Annotated in this window: 25 protein-coding genes and 1 pseudogene; 6 read left to right on the plus strand and 20 right to left on the minus strand. The window is 70.0% G+C overall.

The window, feature by feature from the left end:
* The first annotated feature begins 18 nt into the window (after positions 1-18).
* Entirely contained in the window at positions 19-1,977 is a 1,959-nt protein-coding gene (locus RM1_RS26990; RefSeq protein WP_072749968.1) for an Ig-like domain repeat protein, read from the plus strand.
* Here RM1_RS26990 and RM1_RS03115 read toward each other — a convergent pair.
* The 4 genes and pseudogenes from RM1_RS03115 to RM1_RS03130 form a co-directional block, all read right to left on the minus strand.
* Positions 1,974-2,280 (minus strand): annotated as a pseudogene (locus RM1_RS03115) (IS30 family transposase); the annotation flags it as partial. The gene RM1_RS26990 and the pseudogene RM1_RS03115 overlap by 4 nt on opposite strands.
* A gap of 318 nt (positions 2,281-2,598) precedes the next feature.
* Positions 2,599-4,215: a chaperonin GroEL gene (groL, locus tag RM1_RS03120; RefSeq protein ID WP_072749969.1), complete on the minus strand. Its 1,617-nt coding sequence runs from the start codon at positions 4,213-4,215 to the stop codon at positions 2,599-2,601.
* An 89-nt stretch (positions 4,216-4,304) separates the two neighbouring features.
* Positions 4,305-4,604 (minus strand): co-chaperone GroES, encoded by a 300-nt coding sequence (gene groES, locus RM1_RS03125; RefSeq protein WP_027501788.1) that lies wholly within the window; start codon positions 4,602-4,604, stop codon positions 4,305-4,307.
* A 158-nt stretch (positions 4,605-4,762) separates the two neighbouring features.
* Complete coding sequence (locus RM1_RS03130; protein ID WP_169922277.1) at positions 4,763-5,389, minus strand: TetR/AcrR family transcriptional regulator; 627 nt, start codon at positions 5,387-5,389, stop codon at positions 4,763-4,765.
* A gap of 88 nt (positions 5,390-5,477) precedes the next feature.
* Between RM1_RS03130 and RM1_RS03135 the strand changes: the two genes are divergently transcribed.
* The 3 genes from RM1_RS03135 (at position 5,478) to RM1_RS03145 (ending at position 8,131) form a co-directional block, all read left to right on the plus strand.
* Entirely contained in the window at positions 5,478-5,828 is a 351-nt protein-coding gene (locus RM1_RS03135; RefSeq protein ID WP_072749971.1) for a DoxX family protein, read from the plus strand.
* An 85-nt stretch (positions 5,829-5,913) separates the two neighbouring features.
* On the plus strand, positions 5,914-7,644 hold the full coding sequence (locus tag RM1_RS03140; protein WP_072749972.1) for a TIGR03767 family metallophosphoesterase: 1,731 nt from the start codon (positions 5,914-5,916) through the stop codon (positions 7,642-7,644).
* Between the two features lie 43 nt (positions 7,645-7,687).
* Entirely contained in the window at positions 7,688-8,131 is a 444-nt protein-coding gene (locus RM1_RS03145) for an RrF2 family transcriptional regulator (protein WP_072749973.1), read from the plus strand.
* 9 nt (positions 8,132-8,140) lie between these two features.
* Here the strand turns inward: RM1_RS03145 and RM1_RS03150 are convergent, their stop codons facing one another.
* From RM1_RS03150 to RM1_RS03185, 8 genes are all read right to left on the minus strand, one after another.
* A complete protein-coding gene (locus RM1_RS03150; RefSeq protein WP_072749974.1) occupies positions 8,141-8,683 on the minus strand; it encodes a potassium channel family protein in 543 nt (180 codons plus the stop codon).
* Positions 8,673-9,725 carry a tRNA (adenosine(37)-N6)-threonylcarbamoyltransferase complex transferase subunit TsaD gene (tsaD, locus tag RM1_RS03155; protein WP_072749975.1) on the minus strand — a complete coding sequence of 351 codons (1,053 nt, stop codon included), beginning with the start codon at positions 9,723-9,725 and terminating at the stop codon, positions 8,673-8,675. The genes RM1_RS03150 and tsaD overlap by 11 nt, the downstream gene beginning before the upstream one ends.
* On the minus strand, positions 9,722-10,204 hold the full coding sequence (gene rimI, locus RM1_RS03160) for a ribosomal protein S18-alanine N-acetyltransferase (RefSeq protein ID WP_072749976.1): 483 nt from the start codon (positions 10,202-10,204) through the stop codon (positions 9,722-9,724). Before rimI ends, tsaD begins: the two co-directional genes overlap by 4 nt.
* On the minus strand, positions 10,201-10,845 hold the full coding sequence (gene tsaB, locus RM1_RS03165; RefSeq protein ID WP_072749977.1) for a tRNA (adenosine(37)-N6)-threonylcarbamoyltransferase complex dimerization subunit type 1 TsaB: 645 nt from the start codon (positions 10,843-10,845) through the stop codon (positions 10,201-10,203). Before tsaB ends, rimI begins: the two co-directional genes overlap by 4 nt.
* A 15-nt stretch (positions 10,846-10,860) precedes the next feature.
* Positions 10,861-11,343: a tRNA (adenosine(37)-N6)-threonylcarbamoyltransferase complex ATPase subunit type 1 TsaE gene (tsaE, locus tag RM1_RS03170; RefSeq protein WP_072749978.1), complete on the minus strand. Its 483-nt coding sequence runs from the start codon at positions 11,341-11,343 to the stop codon at positions 10,861-10,863.
* Positions 11,336-12,412 carry an alpha/beta fold hydrolase gene (locus tag RM1_RS03175; RefSeq protein WP_072749979.1) on the minus strand — a complete coding sequence of 359 codons (1,077 nt, stop codon included), beginning with the start codon at positions 12,410-12,412 and terminating at the stop codon, positions 11,336-11,338. Before RM1_RS03175 ends, tsaE begins: the two co-directional genes overlap by 8 nt.
* Positions 12,409-13,566 (minus strand): alanine racemase, encoded by a 1,158-nt coding sequence (gene alr, locus RM1_RS03180; RefSeq protein WP_072750048.1) that lies wholly within the window; start codon positions 13,564-13,566, stop codon positions 12,409-12,411. Before alr ends, RM1_RS03175 begins: the two co-directional genes overlap by 4 nt.
* Before the next feature lie 100 nt (positions 13,567-13,666).
* Positions 13,667-15,112: an NAD(P)H-hydrate dehydratase gene (locus RM1_RS03185; protein ID WP_072749980.1), complete on the minus strand. Its 1,446-nt coding sequence runs from the start codon at positions 15,110-15,112 to the stop codon at positions 13,667-13,669.
* 47 nt (positions 15,113-15,159) lie between these two features.
* Between RM1_RS03185 and RM1_RS03190 the strand changes: the two genes are divergently transcribed.
* On the plus strand, positions 15,160-15,504 hold the full coding sequence (locus RM1_RS03190; protein ID WP_083576499.1) for a cupredoxin domain-containing protein: 345 nt from the start codon (positions 15,160-15,162) through the stop codon (positions 15,502-15,504).
* 21 nt (positions 15,505-15,525) lie between these two features.
* On the opposite strand, the gene glmS is transcribed toward RM1_RS03190, so the two are convergent.
* The 3 genes from glmS to RM1_RS03205 form a co-directional block, all read right to left on the minus strand.
* The gene (gene glmS / locus RM1_RS03195) at positions 15,526-17,391 is read right to left on the minus strand and encodes a glutamine--fructose-6-phosphate transaminase (isomerizing) (RefSeq protein WP_027501800.1); all 1,866 of its coding nucleotides are present in this window, start codon (positions 17,389-17,391) and stop codon (positions 15,526-15,528) included.
* A 68-nt stretch (positions 17,392-17,459) separates the two neighbouring features.
* Positions 17,460-18,593, minus strand: coding sequence for an exo-alpha-sialidase (locus tag RM1_RS03200; protein WP_072749982.1), 1,134 nt, complete (start codon positions 18,591-18,593; stop codon positions 17,460-17,462).
* Positions 18,594-18,698: 105 nt separating this feature from the next.
* On the minus strand, positions 18,699-19,781 hold the full coding sequence (locus tag RM1_RS03205) for an alpha/beta fold hydrolase (protein ID WP_083576500.1): 1,083 nt from the start codon (positions 19,779-19,781) through the stop codon (positions 18,699-18,701).
* A 45-nt stretch (positions 19,782-19,826) separates the two neighbouring features.
* Between RM1_RS03205 and RM1_RS03210 the strand changes: the two genes are divergently transcribed.
* Complete coding sequence (locus tag RM1_RS03210) at positions 19,827-20,651, plus strand: poly(ethylene terephthalate) hydrolase family protein (protein ID WP_072749984.1); 825 nt, start codon at positions 19,827-19,829, stop codon at positions 20,649-20,651.
* Here the strand turns inward: RM1_RS03210 and RM1_RS03215 are convergent.
* The 5 genes from RM1_RS03215 to RM1_RS03235 all read right to left on the minus strand — a co-directional run bounded on the left by RM1_RS03215 (position 20,627) and on the right by RM1_RS03235 (position 24,915).
* A complete protein-coding gene (locus RM1_RS03215) occupies positions 20,627-20,818 on the minus strand; it encodes a hypothetical protein (RefSeq protein ID WP_072749985.1) in 192 nt (63 codons plus the stop codon). The genes RM1_RS03210 and RM1_RS03215 overlap by 25 nt on opposite strands.
* Positions 20,815-22,059 (minus strand): hypothetical protein, encoded by a 1,245-nt coding sequence (locus RM1_RS03220; protein WP_072749986.1) that lies wholly within the window; start codon positions 22,057-22,059, stop codon positions 20,815-20,817. The genes RM1_RS03215 and RM1_RS03220 overlap by 4 nt, the downstream gene beginning before the upstream one ends.
* Complete coding sequence (locus tag RM1_RS03225) at positions 22,056-22,301, minus strand: hypothetical protein (protein WP_143069399.1); 246 nt, start codon at positions 22,299-22,301, stop codon at positions 22,056-22,058. The genes RM1_RS03220 and RM1_RS03225 overlap by 4 nt, the downstream gene beginning before the upstream one ends.
* An 80-nt stretch (positions 22,302-22,381) precedes the next feature.
* Entirely contained in the window at positions 22,382-23,059 is a 678-nt protein-coding gene (locus tag RM1_RS03230; protein WP_072749988.1) for an enoyl-CoA hydratase/isomerase family protein, read from the minus strand.
* A gap of 20 nt (positions 23,060-23,079) precedes the next feature.
* Positions 23,080-24,915: an acyl-CoA dehydrogenase gene (locus RM1_RS03235; RefSeq protein WP_072749989.1), complete on the minus strand. Its 1,836-nt coding sequence runs from the start codon at positions 24,913-24,915 to the stop codon at positions 23,080-23,082.
* Positions 24,916-25,058 lie beyond the last annotated feature (143 nt).

Genomic DNA, 25,058 nt, shown 5'->3' on the forward strand with positions numbered 1-25,058 from the left:
TCAAACCGAAAGGTCCCCATGCGTAGTACCCGCGCCCGCCGCGCCGCGATGATCGGCACCGCGGCACTTCTTCTGGCCGCGCCGTGCGTGGCCCTCGCCCAGGCCGAACCCGCCCCACCGGCACCCGCGCTGCCCGCGGACATGGTGACCGCGATCGGGCGCGATCTCGGACTCAGCCCGGACCAGTACCTCGAGCAGGCCGAGACTGGGCAGGAGCTGCTGCGGTTCGCCGACACGCTGCGCGGCAAGTTCCCCACCGCGTTCGCCGGCGTCTGGCTCGACGCGGCCGGCGCCCCGTTGGTCGGCCTGGCCGACGGACCCGACAAGGCCGCCGCCCGCACCGCCGTGGAGGCCGCCGGCTATCAGGTCAAGGACCAGCCACGCAGCGAGCAGGTCCTGTCCGGCCTGCTCGGCCAGCTCAACGGCTGGATTCAGCAGCTCCCCGCACCGCTCGCCGGCCTCATCAACGGCACCGCGATCGACCCCGCCGCCAACGACATCGCGCTGAACGTCAAGGACACCGCCGAAGGCCAGGGCCTGCAACTGCCCGGCTTCCTGAACTTCGTGCGCGTGGCGAAGGGACCGGCTGCCTCGTCCGACCTGCCGGGACTCGGCTCACTCGGCTCATCCGGCTCATCCGACCCCACCAAGCCGACCAAGCCCACCGAACCCACCACCACAACCAAGCCCACCACCACCAAGCCCACCGAACCGACCACCACCACCAACCCCGTGGCCTCCACGATCACCCTCGACCCCATCACCGCCGCACCCGACAGCAACGAGTACACGCTGAAGGCGAAGGTCACCCCCGCAGCAGCGGGCGGCACCGTCGAATTCAAGGACGGCAACAACATCATCGCCACCGAACAAGTCGAGGCCGACGGCACCGCCACCAGGATCTGGTACGCCCAAACCGACGGCAAGCACACCATCACCGCCACCTTCTCCGGCCGGGACGGTGTCGCCGGATCCACCACCACCGCGCAGGTCACCGTCGCACCCGCCGGCAGCAACACCGTTGCCTCCACGATCACCCTCGACCCCATCAAGGGAGCGATCGCCGGCGGCAAGATCATCACGCTGAAGGCGAAGGTCAACCCCGCAGCAGCGGGCGGCACCGTCGTATTCGAGGTCGTCGACCGCTACCACGAAGAGGTGCCGGTCGGCGCCGACGGCACCGCCACCGAGCAGTGGTACCCCCCCGAGACCGCCGGCAAGGTGACCATGACGGCCACCTTCTCCGGTCGCGACGGCGTCACAGGATCCACCACCACCCAGCAGGTCACCGTCGCACCCGCAGCCACCACCACCACCAAGCCCACCACCACCAAGCCCACGCCGGCCCCCGACGCCGTCATGGGCGGCCAGCAGTACTTCACCGGCGAGACCGCCGACAAACCCTGCTCGCTCGGTTTCAACGGCACCGACGGTGACGGCAACACAGTGAACATCACCGCCGGACACTGTGACGCGCACCCCGAAAACGCGGGCAACGTCGACGCCACGCCGGCGTCGATGGGGCCAAACAAATTTGGCGAATTCGACAAGGTAGTCCGCGATCGCGGCGACTACGGAGTGATCAAGATCTACGACAGCGTCGCCAAGCGTTTCCAGAACAACTTCGTTGACACCTACGGCGGGGACCCATTGGCGATCACCGGCACCGCAGATCCCCTGGTCGGGGCGCCGGTGTGCAAGTCCGGCAAAACCACCGGCTACACCTGCGGCAAAATCACCGCCATCAACCAGTACATGAATTCCGGTCCCCGAGGCGCCACGGTGCCCAACGCCTTCGCCGCGAAGCTCTGCACGATTGTTGGCGACAGCGGTGGAGCCATGGTGACCGGCACCAAGGCACTGGGCATCGTGAGCGCCGGCGACGACGGGAATTGCGACAAGCCAATGACGACATGGGGGCAGCCGATCAACTCGGTCCTCGCCGCCAACCCCGGCCTGAAAATCCGCACCAACTAGCGGGTCAACAAATCACGCAAACGCTCGGCTGGGGTATCCCAGTCGAGCGTTTTGCGTGGGACGACCGCTGAGTTGGCGAGCGACGTCCTCAAGGACTGCCGGGCCATGGACACTCAGGTCAGTGCCCTTCGGGAAGTACTGATGCAGAAGGCCATTGGTGTTTTCGTTGGTGCCGCGTTGCCAGGGTGAGGCGGGGTTGCAGAAGTAGACGGGCATGTCGGTGGCCATCGTGACCTGCTTGTGCCGCGCCATCTCGCAGCCCTGGCCCCAAGTCAACGACCCCCGCAGATGCGCGGGCAAGGTCGACACCGTGGCGATCAACTCCAGGAACCGCTGCCGGGCTTCGGGTTTGCCGACCACGATCCGGCCTGTGTCGATCAAGCCCCTCCTCGAGCAAGGTCCGGCGGGCCACCGTGAAGCTGACCTCGGCAGGTTTGACTGCACGCGCGACAAAACCGGTCTCGGTGAACGCGGCTTCGATCAGTGCCCGGTTCTGATGCACATCCCCAGAAAACGACACGGTCGTCGCAACACTCTCGATCGAGAGTGTTGCGACGACCGTGTTAACCCGCCAGATCCGTCCGGGGCCTGTCGCGTTGTCACCCGTGGGCGACGGTGGTGCTAGTGGCTGTGGCCGTGGCCGTGATCCGCCTCGACTGCCTCGGCCGGCTTCTCCACGACGGCGCTCTCGGTGGTGAGCACCATGCGGGCGACTGACGCCGCGTTGACCACCGCGGAGCGGGTCACCTTCACAGGGTCGACCACACCGTCGGCGAGCAGGTCGCCGTAGGTGAGGGTGGCGGCGTTGAAGCCGTGTCCCTTGGGCGCCTCGGCGACCTTGTTGACCACGACGGAGCCGTCGACGCCCGCGTTGGTGGCGATCCAGAACAGCGGGGCCGACAGCGCCGCGCGCACGACCTCGACGCCGGTCGCCTCGTCACCGGAGAGCGATGCGGCCAGCGCGCCGAGCGTCTGGCCCGCCTGCACCAGCGCGGAGCCGCCGCCGGGCACGATGCCCTCCTCGACCGCGGCCTTGGCCGCGTTGACCGCGTCCTCGACGCGGAACTTGCGCTCCTTGAGCTCGGTCTCCGTGGCCGCGCCGACCTTGATCACCGCGACGCCACCGGACAGCTTGGCGAGGCGCTCCTCGAGCTTCTCGCGGTCCCAGTCGGAGTCGCTGTTCTCGATCTCGCGACGCAGCTGACCGACCCGGGCCTCGATGTCCGCCTCGGTGCCCGCGCCGTCGACGATGGTCGTCTCGTCCTTCGTGACGACCACCCGACGGGCGCTGCCGAGCAGCTCCAGTCCGGCCTCCTTGAGGGTCAGGCCCACGTCCGTGTTGATGACCGTTCCCGCGGTGACGACCGCGAGGTCGTCGAGGAACGCCTTGCGCCGGTCACCGAAGAACGGCGCCTTCACCGCGACGGCCTTGATCGTCTTGCGGATGGAGTTCACCACCAGGGTGGAGAGCACCTCGCCCTCGACGTCCTCGGCGATGATCAGCAGCGGCTTGCCCGCCTCGGCGACCTTCTCGAGCAGCGGCAGGAAGTCCGGCAGCGAGCTGATCTTCTCGCGGTAGAGCAGGATCAGCGCGTCCTCGAAGATCGCCTGCTGCGCATCGATGTCGGTGACGAAGTACGGCGAGAGGAAGCCCTTGTCGAACTGCACGCCCTCGGTGACCACGAGCTCGGTCTGCAGCGTCGAGGACTCCTCGACGGTGACGACGCCGTCGACACCGACCCGGGTCATCGCCTCGCCGACCAGCTCACCGATCTCCTCGTCGCGCGAGGAGACGGTGGCGACCTGAGCGATCGCGGACTTGCCCTCGACGGGGGTCGCGGCGGCGATCAGTGCCTCCGACACCGCGTCCGCGGCCTGGCCGATGCCAACGCCGAGCGAGATCGGGTTGGCGCCGGCCGCGACGTTCTTCATGCCGCCACGGATGAGCGCCTGGGCGAGCACGGTCGCGGTGGTGGTGCCGTCGCCCGCGACGTCGTTGGTCTTGGTGGCGACGCTCTTGACGAGCTGTGCGCCGAGGTTCTCGAACGGGTTCTCGAGCTCGATCTCACGGGCGATGCTGACGCCGTCGTTGGTGACCGTGGGTCCGCCGAACGCCTTGGCGAGCACCACGTGGCGACCGCGGGGGCCGAGGGTGACCTTGACCGCGTCGGCCAACGTGTCCACGCCGCGCTCGAGGGCCCGGCGCGCGGTCTCGTTGAACTGGATTTCCTTGGGCATATTGCTCAGCTACTCCTGGATTGGGAGGGTCCGCAACGCGATCCGCCCCGGGTCCGATGGACGGGACGCCGGGGCGGATCGCAAGTGGCTTACTTGGAGATGACAGCCAGCACGTCACGTGCCGAGAGGATCAGGTACTCCTGGCCGGCGTACTTGATCTCGGTTCCGCCGTACTTGCTGTAGATGACGGTGTCGCCTTCCTTGACGTCGACCGGGATGCGGTTGCCCTTGTCGGTCACGCGACCTTCGCCGACGGCGACGACGGTGCCCTCCTGGGGCTTCTCCTTGGCCGTGTCGGGGATGACCAGGCCTGAGGCAGTCGTCGTCTCGGCCTCGTTGGCCTGGACGAGGATCTTGTCCTCGAGCGGCTTGATGTTCACGCTCGCCACGATGAGCCCTCCACTTTCAGGGGTTTGTGCGTCCAGGGCTGGTCCCAGGACGTGATGGTTTGTTCGTACGCTTGCGGCATCTCACTCGAGCCCCGTCGTCGCGGGTGCCGAGGCTCGGTCAGCGCCATCTAGCACTCTATACATGCGAGTGCCAGCGCTCAAGGTCGGCGGGTATCCGGACCACTCCGGGCCGAAGCCGGGTCCACATGCCCGGGCAGGACCCCGCGCAGCCGGACCTGCGCCCGCGTCATCCGCTCGCCGTCGACCGCGAGGCCGGGGTCGAGCAACGCCTGGAAGAGCAGGCCGTCGAAGAGCGCGAGCACCAGCCCGGCCGCGTCCTCACCCGCCTGATCGCCGCCGAGCCCGAGCAGCGCCGCGACATCGGGGCGCGAGCGGCGGAAGCCCTCGGCGAGCAGGTTCCTGATCACGGGATCGTGCTGCGCCTTCGCGAGCGCGCCGACGAAGTTCTTCGCCAGTCCCGTGTGCAGGCGACGACTGGCCGCCATCACCTCCGCGGCTCGGCCGAATCGGATGGCACGGGGCTCGGACGACAGATCACCCAGGTCGTGCGCGATGTCGGCCAACCACCGATCGAGCCCCTCGACCACCGCGGCCGTCAGCAGCGCGTCCTTGGACCCGAAGTGGTAGGTGATCGATGCGAGGTTCGCCCCCGACTCGTCGGCGATCACTCGTGCGGTGATCCGCTCGGGCGGCAGCCGCTCGAGGCAACGGAGAGTGCCCTCGATCAGATTTGACCGATTGCTGCGCTGGGACACGGTCGCCACCACCCTCCCCGGCCCGCCTGAGCCCTTGTGGGCCTCGGCTCAAATTGTACAATTGTTTAGATTGGGGGGGTCAAGACCGGAGCTCGCCATGTTCGTCGCCACCGTCATCGTGACCGTTCTGCTCGCCGCACTCCTCGGGTTCGCGGCCATCCGCAAGCTGAGCCACCGCGACCGGGTGGTTCGGGAGTACGCCGGGCTCGGCGTACCCGAGAATCGCCTGAACCCGCTGGCAGGAATCCTCCTAGCCGGCGCGGCCGGCCTGATCGCCGGCCTTGCGTGGGCCCCACTCGGCATCGCCGCCGCGATCGGGCTGGTCTGCTATTTCACCGCGGCAGTAATCGTCCACATACGCGCACACGACGCGAAGCACCTCCCCACACCGCTCACGTACGCGGCGCTCGCCGTCGCCGCGCTCGTCCTGCGCCTCGCGTCGGGGTGATCGATCGGCCCTCGACCGCGGGCCGATCTCCGCGAGACGGTGGCATGAACCCAAGGTGTACGACGGGTGACCTAGAGTCGTCGCCGTGGCAAACATCAGCAGGCGCGCATTCATCGGACTGGCCGGACTCGGAGCCGCGGGCACCATCGGGGCCGGCGCATTCGGAAGGGCACCGTGGGGTACCTGGTACGCCGCGGCCGATCCGCTGCCCGCCTCGTTTGCCGGCACCACGCTCGAGGCCGTCGCGACCCCGGTCGGCGGGTCCGGTTACCGGAGGCTCACCGCGGGACCCGGGTGGCAGATGATCGTGCGCGGCGAGCTCGCCGAGGCACGGTCGGGCCGCGAGCAGCGCAGGACCGCCCTCGCCTCGGTGGTGCAGCTGACCGACCTGCACATCGTCGACGCCCAGTCCCCCATGCGATTCGAGTACGTGCACCAGCTCAACGGTTCGGCCTTCCGCCCGCACGAGACGCTCACCACACAGGGCCTTGTCTCGCTCGTGTCGCGGATCAACTCCCTGCAGGGCGGCCCGCACACCCGCCGCGCGTTCGACGCCGTGGTGACCACCGGTGACAACACCGACAACAAGGAGCACGCGGAGCTCGGCTGGCTGCTGACCGCGCTCAACGGCGGCACCTTCATCCCGAACACCGGTGCCGCGGATCGCTATGAGGGCGTGCAGAACTCCGGGTCGGACCTGTACTGGAATCCGGAGTCGCCGATCCGCGACATCTACAAGAAGGCCGGATTCCCCGAGCTGCCCGGACTGCTCGGCGCCGCGGCCCTCACGCCCGTCACGAGCCCGGGCCTGCGCACTCCCTGGTACAGCGTGTTCGGCAACCACGACGACTCGATCCAGGGCACCATCCCCAGCGGCATCGGACCGCTCGAGGCCATGTACACCGGCTCGATCAAGATCGAGACCCCCGATTCCGAGCAGGCCCGCGCGATCGGGAGCGCCGCGAGCTCGGATCCGGCTGCGCTGCCGAGCATCCTCGCCGCGGTCACCACCCCGCCGCGCATCGTCACGCCCGACGCCAACCGGGCGCCGTTCACCCCTCGGCAGTACATCGCCGCCCACCTCGACCCGAGGAATGCCGGCCCCGGTCCGGTCGGACACGGCTTCGCCCCCGACGCGGGCGAGACCGGCATCGGCTACTACTCGTTCGAGATCGCGCCGGGCGTGGTCGGGATCAGCATGGACTCCACCAACCGAGCCGGGTTCGTCGAGGGCTCCCTCGGTGAGGCCCAGTTCCGCTGGATCGAGCAGACCCTGCAGGCCGGCAGCAGCCGCTTCTTCGACGCGGGCGGCCGCCCGGTGACGCAGTCGCGGGAGGACACCTACTTCCTGCTGTTCAGTCACCACACCAGTGGCTCGATGGACAACCTGGTTCCGGATCCCGAGCGCCCCGGGGAGCGCCGCCACAGCGGTCCCGAGCTGCTGGATCTGCTGCACCGCTTCCCGAACGTGCTCGCCTGGGTGAACGGGCACACCCACGAGAACAAGATCACGCCGCACCCGGGTGCCACTGCCGCGCAGGGCTTCTGGGAGATCAACACCGCCTCGCACATCGACTTCCCGCAGCACGCGCGGTTGATCGAGGTGGTCGACAACACCGACGGCACGCTCTCGCTGCTGACCACGCTGGTCGAGTCGGACAGCCCGTACGAGGTCCGGCACGGGGACTTCAGCCAGCAGGGCCTGGCCTCGCTGTACCGCGAGTTGTCGTTCAACGACATCCACGCCGACCCGGAACTGCTCGGCGGATCCGTCGATCACAACACCGAGCTGGTGCTGGTCTCGCCACGGGCGTGACGGTTATGTTGCATCTCAGATGCAAGTATCATACGGTCGGGGCGTGCAGCTGACGCGTTTCACCGACCTTGGGCTGCGCGTTGTGATGCGCCTGGCCGCCTCCCCTGGAGGCGGCGGCCTGACCACGAGTCAGGTGGCGGATCAGATGTCGATTCCGTACACGCACACGGCCAAGGTCGTTGTCCGGCTACGCGAACTCGGCATGGTCGAAGCCCGCCGCGGTCGGGGCGGCGGGCTCACGATCACCGAGGCTGGCCTGCACACCTCCGTTGGCACGCTCGCCCGCGCCCTCGAGGGCGACGAGGAGGTCGTCACCTGCGAGGGGGACCATCCGTGCCCGCTGCGCAGCGGGTGCAGGCTCCGCAGCGCACTGCGCCGCGCCCAGATCGCGTTCTACGACTCGCTCGACGAGGTCACCATCGCCGACCTGATCCAGGCACCGACCGGGCCGACCCTGCTGGAGCTGTCCGTCCCCGTCAGGGCCTGAGCCACCCGCTCACTTCGCGACGCCCCTGCGGCGCTGCCCCAGCCGCACCGCGGCGGTGATGATGCGGACACCGACCGCGATCAGGAACAGGTTCCCCACGATCTGCGCCGAGACGATGGCCCTGGCGACCTCGGTGGTCGCGGTGATGTCCCCGAACCCGACGGTCGAGAAGCACACCAGCGTGAAATACAGCGAATCGATCTTCGTCAGCGGCTCGTCGAAGTTCCCCGGCGCCGACACGGACATGAGGTGGTACAGCGTCGCGAACGCGAGCAGGTACCCCGGCAGCATCAGCCCGAGGCCTGCGATCGCCTGCAGGCCCGGATGTTCCGCGCGCACGATCTTCCTGATCTGCCAGGCGAAGAGCGCGCCGACGAAGATCACTCCCAGCACCAGCCCGCCGATCGCGGAGGCGGATTCCAGGTTCTCCATCGGGATGACGAAGTACACCGCCACCAGCACGACCGCGCTGAGCAGCGGACGGAAGGCGGCGCGCCGGATCAGGCTGCGCCGCTGCTCCCTCGGCAGGTTGTCGAACGCCTCATCGTCCATCGCTCGCCGTCCGTGACTGGCTGACGGTCACCGAGAGGCCCGGATCCGTGGCGACAGTCAGCGGCGAGGGCGTCGCGCCCCCGGCGATGACGTGCGCTCCCAACGCGGCGATCATCACCCCATTGTCGGTGCACAGCCGCGGCTTGGGGATACGAAGGGTCAAACCGGCCGCGGCGCAACGCTCCTCGGCCAGCGAGCGGATGCGTGAATTGGCGGTCGCCCCGCCGCCGAGCACCAGCGTGTCGACCCCGACGTCGGTCGCCGCCCGCACCGCCTTCATGGTGAGCACGTCGGCCACCGCCTCCTGGAAGGACGCGGCGATGTCGGGGATCGGGAGCGGCTCCCCCGCCCGCTCCTTCGACTCCACGAATCGCGCGACCGCCGTCTTGAGCCCCGAGAACGAGAAGTCGTTGCGGGCGTCCCGTGGTCCGGTCATGCCGCGCGGGAAGGCGATCGCCCGTGGATCCCCTTCCTGCGCTGCCGCATCCAGTGCCGGGCCGCCGGGGAATCCGAGTCCGAGCAGCCGGGCCACCTTGTCGAACGCCTCGCCCGCGGCGTCGTCCACCGTGGTGCCGAGTTCGACGATCGGCCGCGCCAGATCCTCGACGTGCAGCAGGTGGGTGTGCCCGCCGGAGACCAGCAGCGCAACGCAGGGTGGCATCGGGCCGTGCTCGAGGGTGTCCACCGCGACATGCCCACCCAGATGGTTCAGCGCGTAGAACGGGACGTCCCAGGCCGCGGCGTACGCCTTCGCGGCGGCCGCGCCGACCAGCAGCGCCCCCGCCAGTCCCGGTCCGATCGTGACCGCGAGCGCGTCCGGCTTGGCGATCCCCGCCTGCGCGAGGGCCCGCCGCATGGTCGGGACGATCGCCTCGAGATGGGCGCGTGAGGCCACCTCCGGCACCACGCCGCCGTAGCGGGCGTGCTGGTCGACGCTCGAGGCCACCTCGTCGGCCAGGAGCTCACAGGTGCCGTCCTCGTGCCACCGGACGATGCCGACGCCCGTTTCGTCGCACGAGCTCTCGATCCCCATCACGATCATGACAGCTGCCCCTCGACCCGGGCGGCGGGCCTGCGCATGGTGTACGCGTCGGCGCCGCTGGGCTGGTAGTAGTTCCTTCGGGTCCCGACGATCTCGAAACCCGTTCCTCGGTACAGGGCGATCGCCGGCTCGTTGTCCGTGCGGACCTCGAGAAACACCGGACCGCCGTGTCCATCGGCCTCCCGCAACAGCGCGGCGAGCAGTTGCGCGCCGAGGCCCCGCCGCTGATGAGCGGGATCGACCCCGATGGTGTGCACCTCGGACTCGGCGTCGGCCCCGCGACCGAGCAACGCGATCCCCGCGTAGCCGAGCATCACGTCGGACTCGTCGCGGGCGACGAAGTAGCGGTTGTGCGGCCCGGTCAGCTCCGAACGAAAGGCCTCCGCGCTCCACGGGCTGTCCCCTGGGAACAGGACCGTCTCCAGCTCCTCGCAGCGGGTTGCGTCGGCCGCGGTCATCCCGACGATCCGCGCGGTCATTTCTTCCGGTCCGCGATGGCGACCGCATCGGGGCGACGCAGGTACAGCGGCACCAACGGTGCGGGCTCCGCGCCGGAACGCAACGCGACGGCGGCCTCCGCGACCAGGCCCGCGGGCGACGGCGTCTCGACCGGCTCGACGGGCAGGTCGAACAGGTCGACGTGCCCGGCCGATCCCGCGATCGCCTGCGAGGGAGTGGGCTCCAGGTCGGCCGGCTTGTTCACCTCCGGTCCCTCCACACGGCTACCGCCGCTGTAACGCGCCCAGTACACCTCCCGGCGACGGGCGTCGGTGACCACCAGCAGGTCCCGTCCCAGCGCGGCCTCGACCGCGATCGCGTCCAGGCTGCAGACACCGTGCACCGGGATCCCGAGGGCATCACCGAATGCGGCGGCCGTGGCCATGCCGACCCGCAGGCCGGTGAAGGGGCCGGGGCCACACCCGACCACGACGGCGTCGAGGTCCGCGGGGACAACGCCCGCCTCGGCGAGGCATTCGAGGATGTGCGGGGTCAGCACCTCCGCGTGGGCCCGTGCGTTGACCGTGATCCGGGTCGCCAGGGTTCGTGGGGTGTCGCCCTCAAGGCGCACCACCCCGGCTGTGACGGCAGGCGTGGCGGTATCGACCGCGAGTACGAGCACGGTTATCGAGGATACCTAGGAGACCCAGGTCCACTGCGCCGTGCGCACGTCCGACTCCGGTTCGCGCCGCAACCGCACCAGCAGATGCCGCTCGGCCAGGTGCTCGACGACGCCCTCGCCCCACTCGACCACCACGACGGCGCCCGCGAGGTCCGTGTCCAGGTCCAGGGCATCCAGTTCGTCGAAGGTCTGTCCCGGATCGGCACCGATGCCGAGCCGGTACGCGTCGACGTGCACCATCGCCACCGGCTCACCGCCGCCGGGACGCTGGCCGCCCGCGCGGTGCTCGCGGGCGATGATGAACGTCGGCGAGCTGACCCGGCCCTGCACGCCGAGCCCGGCCGCGATCCCCCTCGAGAGCGCGGTCTTGCCCGCGCCGAGCGGGCCGTCGAGCACGACCAGGTCGCCCGCGCTCAGCTCAAGGGCGAGGCGCCTGCCGAACGCCTCGGTGTCCTCGGTCGTCGGCAGATGGATCGTGCGCGGTTCCTCGTCAGCCACCGACGACCGTCCGTTCGGAATCGCCCTGCTCGGCGATGGAGCGGCCCACCAGTCTGTCGATCGCGTCCGTCACCCGGATCGGGAACTCGAGCTGCACCAGGTGCCCGGCGCCGACCACGCGGACCAGCTCGGACTCCGGCAGCTCGGCCGCCGTCGCCTCGGACTGGGAGAACGGCAGGATCATGTCCGCATCTCCGCAGAGCACCAACGACGGCAGCTCGGCGATGACCGGCAGCGCCGCCGATTCATCGTGCAGCTCAAGGGACTTGAGGAAGTTCACGATCGTGGTCACGGACGTCTGGTTGAGCATCCACTCGGAGAATCGGGTCAGCGATTCGCTGACATCGGTGCCGTACGAGGCGGCGCGCAGGATCGGCGAGATCAGCATGCGCGCGGCACCGCGCCCGAACTGGACCAGGCCAGGCGAGGTGCGGACCGCGAGCCGGAACGCGTCGATCACCGGGTTCTGCAGGTTCCTGCTCAGCCCGGTCTTGTTGAGACCCTCGGCCGCGGTGGAGATGAGACCGACCCCGATCACCTTGGTGCCGAACAACTCCGGCACCTGCCTCGCCAGGGCCAGGATCGTCATGCCGCCCATCGAGTGTCCGACGAGCACGACGGGTCCCCTCGGCGCGACGGCCTGGAGGATCACATCGAGGTCCCGGCCGAGCTGACCGATGGTGCAGCTCGCGGGCGCGGGGACCCCGGACCGGCCGTGGCCGCGCTGGTCGAAGAAGACCATCCGAACCGCCTTGCCCCAACGCTTCTCGAGCTGGCGCCGCTGAAAATGCCAGGACTCCATGCGCAGGCAGTAGCCGTGCACGAAGACCACAGTGAGGGGGGCGTCGGCTGGACCGACCTCCCGAACCGCGAGCGCCGTGCCGTCCTCGGCCGCGACGATGCTGGCGCGGTCGGCGCTCATCAACCGGAAGTCCTCTTTGGCGTACCGGTCTCGCCTGCCGCTGCGGCGGGCGGCAGGGCGGTGCCCGACGGTGATCCCCGCGAGTGCGCCCAGCGCGGCGGCGCTGACCGCGCCGCCGACGAGGCCCGCCTTCCCGAACGGATTCATCGCAGGTCCTCCCGGCCGGTGAAGCCCCGAACGATTCGCCCCCGAACCCCGGTCACCACTTCGTAGTGGATGGTGTCGAGGGCTTCGGCCCAGTCCTGGGCCACCGGTTCACCCTCGTCGCCACTGCCGAACAGCACCGCCACGTCCCCCTCCGCGATCCCCGCGGGATCCGGTCCGAGGTCGACGACCACCTGGTCCATGCAGACCCGGCCGATCTGCGGATGGCGCCTGCCACCGATCTGCACCTCGAAACGGCCGCCGAGGGCACGCGGGATGCCGTCGGCGTAGCCGACCGGCAACAGGGCGACCGTGGTGTCGCGGGGCGCGATCCAGGTGTGCCCGTAGGACACGCCCTCGCCCGCGGCGATCTTCTTCACCAGCGCCACCCGCGCCCGCAGTGTCATGGCAGGCCGCAGCCCGAACCCGCCGAGTTCCGGCACCGGGGAGAGCCCGTAGATCGCGATACCGGGGCGGACCATGTCGAAACGCAGGTCCGGCCGGGTCAGCACGGCGGCCGAGTTCGCCAGGTGCACCAGCTCCGGACGCAGCCCCACCCGCCTGGCCTCGGCCACGGCGTGCTCGAGGCGGGCGGCCTGGGTGTCGATCACCGGATGGTGCGGCTGGTCGGCGTGCGCCAGGTGGGAGAACATCCCGCGCAGCCGGACCGCGCCCTCGGCCTCGGCCCTGGCCAGATCGCGGAGGGTGTCCTCGAGTTCGAACGGCGAGACACCGTTGCGCCCCAGGCCGGTGTCGACCTTGAGCGAGACGGTCGCCGTCAACCCGAGCTCACGGGCCGCCGCGACCACCGATCGCAGGTGCCGGGGCGAGGACACGCTCAGTTCGATACCGGCGACGATCGCGACCGTGAAGTCCGTGTCCGGGGTGTGCAGCCAGGACAGGATCGGTGCGTCGATGCCGGCGGCCCGCAGCACCAGGGCCTCGTCGACCGTGGTGACCCCCAGCTCGGCGGCCCCCGACGCGAGCGCCGTGCGCGCCACCTCCGCCGCCCCGTGGTTGTAGGCGTCGGCCTTGACCACGGCCATCACCGCGGCGTCGCCCGCGTTTTCACGGAGCAGCCGGACGTTGTGGGCGATCGCGTCGAGATCGATCAGCGCTTCCGCCTGCGGCGCGGAGGGGCCAACCGCGGAGGTCATGCGCAGATCGTCCCATACGGACAAGTCGGAGGTCACGATCCCCGATCCTGCCATTGACCACGAAAAGGCCAAATGATTTCCATCACTAACGAGGTCACAGTTAGGGCACCGCTTGGGCACGAAGCACCCTCACTGCCGCCCTGACCTGGGACAACAATGCATCGGCCGAGATGGGCGCCGCCGTGTCCGAGCCCTGCCCCGCGGCCAGATTGGCGGCAAGCGAGTGCGCGCGGGCACCCATCGCCGCAGCGGTCAGCGGCGCCAGCCCGGTCGACATAAGGGCCCCGATGACGCCGGACAACACGTCCCCGGCACCGGCGGTCGCCGCGGCGGAACCACCGGCCTCGTTGAGCAGGACCGATCCGTCCGGATCGGCCACCACCGTGCACCGGCCCTTGAGCAGCACGCCGGTCCCCCACTCGGCCGCCAGGCGACGGGTCTCACCCACCCGGTCCGTCGCGGGATCGCGCCCCGTGAGCCGGGCGAACTCTCCCGCGTGCGGGGTCAGCAGCGTCGGCGCCGAGCGTCCGGCGACGAGCCCGGGCTCCGCGGCCACCAGGGTGAGGGCGTCCGCGTCCACCAGCACCGGCAGGTCGGTGCCGAGAACGGCGCGGAGCACCGTCAACGCCTCCTCGTCGGTACCCATCCCCGGGCCGACCACCCAGGCCTGCACCCGGCCTGCCGCGCCGAACCCGTCCACCGCGACGACCTCCGGCCAGCGCGAGAGAACCTGCGGCGCAGCTGTTCCCCCGTACCGCACCATGCCGGACGTGGCGGCGACCGCGGCACCCGCGCACAGCACACCCGCGCCGGGATAGCGGGCGCTGCCCGCGATCACCCCGACGACACCCTGGCTGTACTTGTCGTCCGCCGATCCCGGCATCGGCCAGCGGGCGCCGATCTCGGCCGCGGCCATGGTCCGGACCGAGGCATCAGGGAGGTCGAGTCCGATGTCGACCAGTTCCACCCTGCCGCAGTGCGCCGCAGCGAGGGCGTGCACGGGCTTGAGCGCCCCGAACGCCACCGTGACCGCCGCCGTCACGGCGGGCCCCGCCGTGACGCCAGTGTCGGGGTCGACCCCGCTCGGCAGGTCCACCGCGACGATCGGCACGCAGATCCTGGCCACCAGGGCGGCGGCGGGCGGCCGCAACGGCCCCCGGCCCGAGATCCCCACGATGCCGTCGACCGCCAGGTCGGGGTCGCCGAGATCGGCGTCGGCGCCCATCTCGACCCGCCCGCCTGCGGCCCGCAACGCCGCCAGCCCCGCGGCGTGGACCCTGCCGGGGTCGAGCAGGATCGCCCGGACCGCGACCCCGCGCCTGCGCAGCATCGCTCCCGACCACAGCGCGTCCCCGCCGTTGTCGCCGGAGCCGACCAGCAGGGTCACCCGCCTGCCCGCGACACCTCCGGTCCGAGCACGCAGTTCCGAGGCCACCACGGCGGTCAGTCCGTACGCGGCTCGGCGCATCAGGGCGCCCTCGGGGAGCGCGGCGAGCAGCGGGGCCTCGGCGGCGCGCACCTGGTCGACCGTGAAGTAGTCGCGCATCGGATCACCGTATCGCCACGGCCGCCGTTCGGGGCTACCCTTTATCCATGCGCGCACTCGGCGCCACCATCGCAACGGGACTACTGGTCGCGTCGGTTCTCGCGGGAACAGCTGGTCCGGCGGAGGCGCGGACCAAGACCGTCGAGATCAACAACTATGCCTTCTGGCCGTCGACCGCCCGAATACTCATGGGTGACACCGTCACCTGGGAGTTCACTGACGAGGGCGTCGAGCACAACGTCACCGCGACCTCGCGAGCAACCTCGCAGGACAACTTCGCCAGCGAGACGATGTCCGAGGGCTCGTTCAGCCACACGTTCATGAGGCGGGGCACCTACCCGTACGTCTGCACCCTGCATCCGCAGATGGGCGGCACCGTCATCGTGCGATGACGGCGCCCCACACCTCGGTGACTACTCGACGGTGACCGACTTCGCCAGGTTGCGCGGCTTGTCCACGTCGTAGCCGCGGGTCTGCGCGACCTCGGCCGCGAACACCTGCAGCGGGACCGTGGACAGCAGCGGCTGCAGCAGGCTCGGCGCCGCCGGGATCTCGATGAGGTGATCCGCGTGCGCACGCACCGCCTCGTCGCCCTCCTCCGCGATCACGATGGTCCGCGCGCCGCGGGCCTTGATCTCCTGGATGTTGGAGACCAGCTTCGAGTGCAGGACGGCGCGACCCTTCGGCGACGGCATCACGACGATGACGGGAAGGCCCTCCTCGATCAGCGCGATCGGCCCGTGCTTGAGCTCGCCCGCGGCGAAGCCCTCGGCGTGGATGTACGCGAGCTCCTTGAGCTTGAGCGCACCCTCGAGCGCCACCGGGTACCCGACGTGGCGGCCGAGGAACAGCACGGTCGGCGAGTGCGCCAGTTCCCGCGCCAGCGCCCGGACCGGTTCGACCGTCTGCAGCACGCGCGCGACCAGCTCCGGCATGGCCTCGAGGTCGCGGTACTCCCTGGCCACCTCGTCCGGGTACTTGGTGCCGCGCGCCTGCGCCAGCGCCAGCCCCACCAGATAGTTCGCGGTCACCTGGGCCAGGAAGGCCTTGGTGGACGCGACACCGATCTCCGGTCCGGCCCGGGTGTAGAGGACGGCGTCGGCCTCACGCGGGATCTGGGACCCGTTGGTATTGCACACAGCGAGCACGCGCGCCTTCTGGTCCTTCGCGTGCCGCACGGCCTCGAGGGTGTCCGCGGTCTCACCGGACTGCGAGATCGCGACGACGAGCGTCGAACGGTCGAGAACCGGGTCGCGGTAACGGAATTCGCTCGCCAGCTCCACCTCGACGGGCAGCCTGGTCCAGTGCTCGATCGCATACTTGGCGAGCAGGCCGGAGTGGTAGGCGCTGCCGCAGGCCACGACGAACACCTTGTCCACATCGCGGAGTTCCTGATCGGAGAGCCGCTGCTCGTCGAGCACGATGCGACCGGCATCGAAGTGCCCGAGCAGGGTGTCGGCCACCGCCGCAGGCTGCTCCTGGATCTCCTTGAGCATGAAGTAGTCGTGGCCGCCCTTCTCGGCGGCGGCGAGGTCCCAGTCGATCCGGAACGGACGCGTGGGGACGTCCTCGTTCCCGTCGAAGTCGGTCACCGTGTAGCCGTCGGCGGTGATGACGACGACCTGGTCCTGACCGAGCTCGACCGCATCGCGGGTGTGCTCGATGAACGCCGCGACATCGGATCCGAGGAAGGTCTCGCCCTCGCCGACGCCGATCACCAGCGGGGTGGACCGGCGGGCCGCGACGATGGTGTCCGGATGGTCGGCGTGCGTGAACACCAGGGTGAACGCGCCCTCGAGGCGGCGGATCACCGTCCTGGCACTCTCCACGAAGTCCCCGGCGGTGTCACCGGATGCGTAGGCCCGCGAGACCAGGTGCACCGCCACCTCGGTATCGGTGTCGGAGGCGAACTCGACGCCGTCGTTCTCGAGCTCGGCGCGCAGCGGGGCGAAGTTCTCGATGATGCCGTTGTGCACGACCGCGACCTTGCCCGCGGTGTCCCGGTGCGGGTGCGCGTTGCGGTCGGTCGGCCTGCCGTGTGTCGCCCAGCGGGTGTGGCCCATGCCCGTGGTGCCGACGAAACGCTCGGTGCCGGTCTCCGCGAGCTCGGCCTCCAGGTTGGCCAGCCGGCCCGCCTTACGCTCGATCGCGACGCCGCCCGCACCGTCGAGGACCGCGATGCCGGCCGAGTCGTAGCCGCGATACTCCATCCGGCGAAGCGCCTCCACCACGACGTCCAGCGCCTGGCGGTGGCCGACGTATCCCACGATTCCGCACATGGTTCACCAGGGTACTGGGCTGCCGAACCCCTGCCGACCGGTAGGGCGCGGCCGTGGGGTGACCTGGGTCACGGTGCGACCGGGCCGGTGCCGAACAACGCGGTGCACACCCCGTTGTGCAGTTCGACGGCGACCTGCAGGACCCTGGATCCACCGGCGACCGGCAGCAGCGGCGAACTGTAGTTCGCGCAGGTCTTGTTCTTCGCGCTCGGTGCCGCCACGGGCGCCGGGATCTCGAACCAGTTGCCAGCCCCGAAGTTGTCGTTGGCGAGCAGCACCCTGCCGTTCTTCGGAGACGGCTTGCCGTCCTTGCCGACATACGTCTGACCGCCGAGCACCAGTCGGGTTCCGTTCGGCCCGCCGGGCACGGACTGCAGGTACGGCGAGTGCTGGAAGTAGCTGCCGTCTGCGGTGGTCACCCGGATACCCGGGTCGGTCGTCGCACCCCAGTTGACGCCGTCGTGCGAGACCTTGACGTAGGGACTGCAGTATTCGGCGCCGAAGTTGCACATCTCGTGGGTCGAGGCGAACCGCCCGTCCGCCAGCCGGGTCACCACGGCCATGCCGGGACGCACGCGTTGCGGATCGCGCGCGAGGATCACCTGCTTGTTCACCCAGTCCAGGCCGTTGACGGACGACACCCTGCTCAGCACCTGTGAGTGCCGGGGCATCTCGGTCTCGTCGGCGTAGTACAGCCACAGGGTCCCCGCCGCATCGACCACGAACTCGGGCTCCCAGACGCCCTCGTGGTTCGGGGACCTGGCCGCGACGCCGAGCGGCACCCAGTCCCGGCCGCCGTTCCAGCTCGCCCACACCTTGATGGCGATCCGCCGGTCGCGGCCCGCCTCGTACCCGACCGTGCCTGCCCACAGCAGCGTCCCCGGCGGCAGCAGGCCGGTCTGCTGCGGCACCTCGAAGAGGGTGCTGCAGCACAGCCCCGAGTTGGCCTCGGGGTCACGGATCGCGCCGATGGGATGGAAACTGGCGCCGTCGTCGGTGCTCTCGAGGATCGGCGAGAAGTAGCCCTGCGCGTCGCGGCTGGTCATCGACGCCAGGATCGTGCCCGACTGCTTGAGCCGGACGAGGCGCGGGTACTCCCCGACCCCGAGTACGGAGGGACCCGGTTGCGCTACTGCGGGCGTCGGACCGGCGACCAGGAGAAACAGGAACGAGAGTGCGAGACAATATGCCGCTCTGCGCATGGGGCACCGTCCGGATAGTCGGGGAAATTCCCGCGAATTCAAACAGACCGGAACCCCCGATCGTGATGCTTTCGCGACATCCGGATTTCTGTGCGCAAACGGCAGTTACTGTGCTGTGATATCCGGCTCGGACCGATCGAGGAAGTCGGCGAGCGCGGGCCACATCGTCTCGCGGGCCGCGCGCCCGGTGAGCACGCCGAGGTGCCCGCCCGGGTACGCCCCGAAGCGGACCGATGGCGCCCCGGTGAGCAGTTCGGTGAGGTGATGGACGGCCTTCACGGGTGCGAGCCCGTCGCCCGCGCCCGCGATGACCATGGTCGGTACGTCGATGTCGCTCAGGCTCACCCGGCGGCCACCGATCTCCATGTGGCCGGTCGCGAACTCGTTCGAGCGCATCACCACGTGATAGAGCTGGCCGAACGTGCGCCCCGGGTAGGCGTACATGCTGTTCATGAAGCGGTCCACCGCCTCGAGCTGTTCAAGGTGGTCCCGGTCGTCGAGGTTCGCGAGCATGGTGAACGGCCTGGTCAGGTACTTGTCGACGCTCGCGGCCTTGAAGCCGAGGCTGGTGAGCGGGGCCGGGATGGTGCCGAGCGCCCTGTAGAGGGGCGCGACGGTGTAGGGACCGAACAGCCGGTCGAGCGGACGCAGGGTCGCGAACAACGGAACCTGCCGCAGGTCGAAGGGGCTGGCGATCGGGGTGAGCGAGGCCAACGGCAACTCCGGATGTGCCGCGGCCGCGTAGACGGCGAAGATCCCGCCGAGCGACCAGCCGGCGAGATGGACCGGCGCGCCGTCGGCGTCGTCGCTGACCACCTGCACCGCATCGGGGATCACGTCGTCCACCCAATGCTCGAAGCCGCGGCTCCGGTCCTGGAAGTTCACCGGGCCGTAGTCGACGACGTACACGTCACGGCCGGTTTCCATCAGGTACTCGACGACGCTGCAGCCGCGACGCAGGTCGAAGGCGACGGAGGTGGCCGCCAGCGGTGTCACCAACAGCAGGGGCGCGCCCGTCGCCGGACGGTCGGCGGAGCGGAAGCGACGGATCGTGCGCTCGGCGTTCGAGTCGACGACCTCAGACGGCGTCGGCCGCAGGTCCGCCAGCCCGTTCGACCCGAGCCGGGCGCACACGTTCTCGAACGCGCGCGGCAGATCGCGGGGCACCGGTAGCGGAATGCCAAACACTTGTCGCTTCTCCCTCGTGGTTCTCGATCGGATACGGTCATCCTCGTGGCGCCGACTCCGAAGACCCTGGCCTCTCAGCTATCTAAGCGCGGTCCGCACAAGGTGCTGCGCGGCGACCTCTCCCTCGCGGGCCAGCCCGGTGTGGTGTACACACCGGCGGAAGGCTTCTCGCTGCCTGCGGTCGCGTTCGCGCACGGCTGGATGACCGGCGTCGACCGGTACGCCCAGACCCTCACCCACCTCGCGTCCTGGGGCCTGGTCGTCGCCGCGCCCGCCACCCAGCGCACGCCGGTCCCCTCACACCTCGGCCTCGCCGCGGACCTGCGGACCGCGGTCGACATCTGTGCGGGCGTGCGCCTCGGCCCGGGGAAGATCAGCGTCGACCCGACCAGGGTCGCCTACGCAGGCCACGGCATGGGGGCGGGCGCAGCGGTGATCGCGGCCGCCCAGCACGGCCCGGCCGCGGCCGTCGCCGCACTGTTCCCCGCACCGACCGCGCCGTCGGCCGAGAAGTCCGCCGCCGGCATCGCCGGTCCCGGGTTGATCATCGCGGGCGAAGAGGACATCGACTCGCTGAACTGCAATGCCCGCGCGATCGCCGAGGCCTGGGGCGGTCAGGCGATCCTGCGGACGGTCGACGGCGGCTCCGCAGGCGGGCTGCCCGAGGGCCGCAGGCTGCTCGGCGCACTCGGCCTCGGCGGATCCGAGCGCCGCACGCAGAAGACGACACGCGCCCTGCTGACCGGATACCTGCTCTATCACCTGCTCGGCGAGACCCGGTACGAGCAGTTTGCGCTGCCCGGCGCCCACCTCCCCGGCTCCCTGGTGGTCGAGCCGGCGGCCGATCAGACGAGCCAGCTCACCGGATAGCCCTCGCCGGGCTCCGGCTCCGCAGCCGGTCGGTCCACCGCCGCGGAACACAATTGACGCGAACGCGCCTCGGCGGCGAGGTTCGCGTCCGCGATGCCGACCCGGATCCGATCCAGCGCGGCGGAATGCTCCGCGAGCACCGACTCGGCCGTCGGCCGGTCCCTCACAGCGGGCCGGCCTCGGCCAGTTCGGCCCCCGACTCCGGTGCCGGGCTTGCCGGTTGCCCGTCGAGGGTCGATGCGGGGGCCTTCGACCCGCCGTCGCGAGCCTGCCGTGGCGGCGGTGCCGGCGGCATTGTCGGTGGCATTGCCGGGGGCGGGGATTCGGGCGCAGGGGGCTCCGACGCCGGGGATTCGGACACCGGACGATCCGTCGTGACCGCGGCCAGATCAGGCGACACCGGCGGTGGCGCGGATTCGGGTGCCCGCGAACCGCATTCGCACAGGAACGGTTCACCGTCGGCGCCGATCTCGACACGGTAGGTTCTCGGCTCGGCGTCATCCCGCACCAGCTGCAGGGTCTGGCCGTCGGTGGTCTCGACGACGACCATCGTCACCGTCGGTGCACCGGCCGCCACCGGCGCGACGGGCGATTGTCCGGGGGCCGCCGGGGTGGATCCGGCGACGGGATCGGCCACCGCGTCGACCGGACCGGTTCCATTCGGATCGGATCCGGCGAGTTCCACTGCGTCCGAGACCATCCGGTGCGCGCCCTCGACCGCCAGCGCCGTCGCGTCGCACAGCTCGAGAACGCCGGCCAGCTGCGCCTGCACGTGCGGCACGAACACCTCGCTCAACCACGTCGAGGCGAGGTCGACGGCGACGTCGAGGAGCCGGTCGCCGACCAGTGCCCCTGGTCGCACCACGGGCGGGATCATCGGGGTCAGCTCGGCGAACAGACCCGAGGCCTGCCGCAGCAGCCCCCACGCGTGATCGCCTGGCTCGAGCCGCGCGAGCGCGATCATCAGGTCGACCTCCGCCGGGGTGCGCCCGCCGATCTGCGTCGCGTCGAGTTCGCTCATCACCGCGGCGTTCGCGGCGACCACCCTCGCGATCACGTCGGCCGCCGCCAGCAGGGCCGCGTGCACGGCGGCCATGGCCTCGGTGCTCGCACGGGCACGACCGAGGTCGGTATCGAGCGCCGCCCGCGCCGAGTCGGCCGCGGCACCCTCCCAGCCGGCCGCGAGGCCGAGGATCAGCTGCCGCTGCGCGTCACACTGCGCCCGCATCGTGTCGACCGCGGCCCCGACGACCTCCGCGTCCGCGCGCAGCGCCGCGAGATCACACTCGATGCGTCCGAAGTACCGCTCGCCGAGCTGGTCGTAGTCGATCGTCGGCTCGGTCACGGAACCCAGCCGCGGCAGGAACCGGGCGAAGTACGCCAGCTCGCCCGACGCGGCGGCGTTCACCGGTCCGCCCCGCCCACGGCCCCGACGTTCTCCCGCTCCTGCTGCAGGTACTCGGTCGTCGTCCGCTCCAGCCGGTCCGCGTTCGACCTCGTCGCCTCCGCCCAGGCCCGCACGGGAGCCGCGAACCGTTCGTCACGGCTCCGCAGCGCCGCCACCGCCGCGTCCAGCGCTGCCGCGGAGGTGACGAACCCCGCCGCGACGGTTTGCAGCGCCGCCACGTCCAGTTCGAAACGCTCCCCCACCGCGACTCCCCCCGCCGAATACACCTGTCACGAGTACAGACGCAGCCGACGCCGGTTCGGTTCCCTCCGGTGGCACAGGCTCACAGCTCGAGCGTCGCGGTACCCGCCGGTCCGCTCGCGCGACGCAGGGCCTTGGCCTTGGTCCGCACGAGAATGTCCCGCGGAGCACGAGCGATGTCGCGCGCCAGGCCCCACGCGGCCGCGGCCAGCTCCCCCGCCGCGACGACCTCGCTGACGATTCCGAGCCGCAGCGCTTCCCCCGCGTCGACCGACCGCCCCGACAGACACAGATATCGAGCCGTCGCGCCACCCACCAGGTCGTGAAGCGGGCCGTAGACGACGTCGGAGAACGCCTGCTCGGGGTGGGCGAAGCGCGCGGTGACGGACGCGATCCGGATGTCGCACATCGCCGCGAGATCGAACCCGCCGGCCAGGGCAGGCCCGTTCACCGCGGCCACGATCGGCAGCGGGTGCTGCAGCACCGTGCGATGAAACCGGTCGCTCGACGGCCAGAGCCCCGCCTGCACGTCCGGATCCTCGGATCCGAACTCGCGCAGGTCGAATCCCGCACTGAAGACGTCGCCCGCTCCGGTGAGGATCACCACCTTGACGGTCTCATCGGACGCGAGACCGTCCAGCGCATCGCTGATCTGGTCGCGCATCGCGATCGAGAGCGCGTTCTTCTTCGCGGGCCGGTTCATCGTGATCGTGACCGCGGCATCGGTCGGCGCCGAGACGGTGATCAGTCGATCGGACATCACGCTTCCCGTCGATGGCCCTAGAACGCCTCTTCCTCCAGCTCCATGATCTCGTTGTCGATCGTCTCGAGGACCACCTTCGTCGCGGCCAGGTGCGGCAGGACGTTCTTGGCGAAGAACGAAGCGGCGGCGACCTTGCCCCGATAGAACGACCGGTCCTTGGCAGGCGCGTCGCCGTCGAGTGCCGCTAGCGCCACCTCCGCCTGCACCAGCAGGCGCCACGCGATGAGCAGGTCTCCCACGGCGTAAAGGAAGCGCACCGAGCCGAGACCGACCTTGTACAGCTCGGTCGGCTGTTGCTGGGAGGCCATCAGGTAGCCGGTCAGGGTCCCCGCCATCTCCTGCACGTCGGTCAACGCGCTCTCGAGCAGCGCCCGTTCGGTCTTGAGGCGGCCGTTGCCCGCGGCGTTGTCGATGAACTGGCGTACCTGGCCGGACACGTGCGCAAGGGCGACACCGCGGTCGCGGGCGATCTTCCGGAAGAAGAAATCCTGCGCCTGGATCGCCGTGGTGCCCTCGTACAGGGTGTCGATCTTGGCATCGCGGATGTACTGCTCGATCGGGTAGTCCTGCAGATAGCCGGAACCACCGAGGGTCTGCAGGCTCTCGGTGAGCAGCTCATAGGCCCGCTCGGAGCCGACACCCTTGACGATCGGCAGCAGCAGGTCGTTCACCCGCTCCGCGAGCTCGGCGTCGGCGCCGGACACCAACTCGGCGACGTCGGCGTTCTGGTGCGCCGCGGTGTAGAGGTACACCGCGCGCAGACCCTCCGCGTACGCCTTCTGCATCGCCAGGCTGCGACGCACGTCCGGGTGGTGGGTGATGGTCACCCGGGGTGCGGTCTTGTCCGTCATCTCGGTGAGGTCCGCGCCCTGCACGCGCTCCTTGGCGTAGGCGAGAGCGTTCAGGTACCCGGTGGACAGCGTCCCGGTGGCCTTGGTACCCACCATCATTCGAGCGTTCTCGATCACCTGGAACATCTGGGCGATGCCGTTGTGTACGTCACCGACGAGCCAGCCGACCGCGGGAACGTCCGTGGCCCCGAACGTGAGCTCACAGGTCGGCGACGACTTGATGCCCATCTTGTGCTCGACGCCGGTGACGTACACGCCGTTGCGCTCACCGAGTTCGAGGGTGTCCGGGTCGAAATGGAACTTCGGGACGTAGAACAGGCTCAGGCCCTTGGTCCCAGGGCCCGCACCCTCGGGACGGGCCAGCACCAGATGGAAGAGGTTCTCGGCGGTGTCACCGACGTCGCCGCCGGAGATGAACCGCTTGACGCCCTCGATGTGCCAGGTGCCGTCGTCCTGCGCGATCGCCTTGGTCCGGCCCGCGCCGACATCGGATCCGGCATCGGGTTCGGTCAGCACCATGGTGCCCGCCCAGCCGCGCTCGAATCCGGCCTTGGCCCAGTGCATCTGCTGCTCGGTCCCGACGGTGTAGAGCACGCTGGCCATCAGCGGCCCCATGTTGAAGAAGCTCGCCGATCCGTTCGCCGCGACCAGCATCTCGCCGATGGCCCAGACCAGCGGAGCGGGAGCGGGCACGCCACCCATGCCCTCGGGGAGCCCGAGTCGCGACCAGCCGGCCTCGTTCACGGCCTCGACGGTCTTGCGGAGTGGTTCGGGGACCACGATCGAGTGATTCTGCGCGTCGAACTCGACGGGATGCCGATCCGCGGCGGCGAAGGAGTCTGCCACCGGCCCCTCGGCCAGCCTCGCGACCTCCGCGAGGATGTTGCGCACGGTGTCGGTGTCGAGGTCGCCGTAGGCGCCACCGTCGAGCAGTTCTCCGATTCCGAGCACCTCGAACAGGTTGAACTCAATATCGCGCACGTTGCTCTTGTAGTGCCCCATGTCATCTCTCCCGCGGTCTGTGGTCGATGCGGGGAAAAGCCTGCCCGAGTCGCGGATCAGTACGCAACCGTAGGTAGGCAGACCGCGACGGTCGGCCGACGTCATCTCGCCTCCCGCGGCGTCCGCCGGCCCCGCCTGAGGCG

Source organism: Rhodococcus maanshanensis NBRC 100610 (assembly GCF_001894865.1).
Lineage (GTDB): Bacteria > Actinomycetota > Actinomycetes > Mycobacteriales > Mycobacteriaceae > Rhodococcus_G > Rhodococcus_G maanshanensis.

Excerpts from the sequence above, each read along its gene's own strand:
- RM1_RS26990 (WP_072749968.1), top strand. The coding sequence starts at position 19 with ATGCGTAGTACCCGCGCCCGCCGCGCCGCGATGATCGGCACCGCGGCA.
- groL (WP_072749969.1), bottom strand. The coding sequence starts at position 4,215 with ATGCCCAAGGAAATCCAGTTCAACGAGACCGCGCGCCGGGCCCTCGAG.
- RM1_RS03135 (WP_072749971.1), top strand. The coding sequence starts at position 5,478 with ATGTTCGTCGCCACCGTCATCGTGACCGTTCTGCTCGCCGCACTCCTC.
- RM1_RS03150 (WP_072749974.1), bottom strand. The coding sequence starts at position 8,683 with ATGGACGATGAGGCGTTCGACAACCTGCCGAGGGAGCAGCGGCGCAGC.
- tsaD (WP_072749975.1), bottom strand. The coding sequence starts at position 9,725 with ATGATCGTGATGGGGATCGAGAGCTCGTGCGACGAAACGGGCGTCGGC.
- rimI (WP_072749976.1), bottom strand. The coding sequence starts at position 10,204 with ATGACCGCGCGGATCGTCGGGATGACCGCGGCCGACGCAACCCGCTGC.
- RM1_RS03175 (WP_072749979.1), bottom strand. The coding sequence starts at position 12,412 with ATGAATCCGTTCGGGAAGGCGGGCCTCGTCGGCGGCGCGGTCAGCGCC.
- alr (WP_072750048.1), bottom strand. The coding sequence starts at position 13,566 with ATGACCTCCGCGGTTGGCCCCTCCGCGCCGCAGGCGGAAGCGCTGATC.
- RM1_RS03185 (WP_072749980.1), bottom strand. The coding sequence starts at position 15,112 with ATGCGCGACTACTTCACGGTCGACCAGGTGCGCGCCGCCGAGGCCCCG.
- RM1_RS03190 (WP_083576499.1), top strand. The coding sequence starts at position 15,160 with ATGCGCGCACTCGGCGCCACCATCGCAACGGGACTACTGGTCGCGTCG.
- glmS (WP_027501800.1), bottom strand. The coding sequence starts at position 17,391 with ATGTGCGGAATCGTGGGATACGTCGGCCACCGCCAGGCGCTGGACGTC.
- RM1_RS03200 (WP_072749982.1), bottom strand. The coding sequence starts at position 18,593 with ATGCGCAGAGCGGCATATTGTCTCGCACTCTCGTTCCTGTTTCTCCTG.
- RM1_RS03230 (WP_072749988.1), bottom strand. The coding sequence starts at position 23,059 with ATGTCCGATCGACTGATCACCGTCTCGGCGCCGACCGATGCCGCGGTC.
- RM1_RS03235 (WP_072749989.1), bottom strand. The coding sequence starts at position 24,915 with ATGGGGCACTACAAGAGCAACGTGCGCGATATTGAGTTCAACCTGTTC.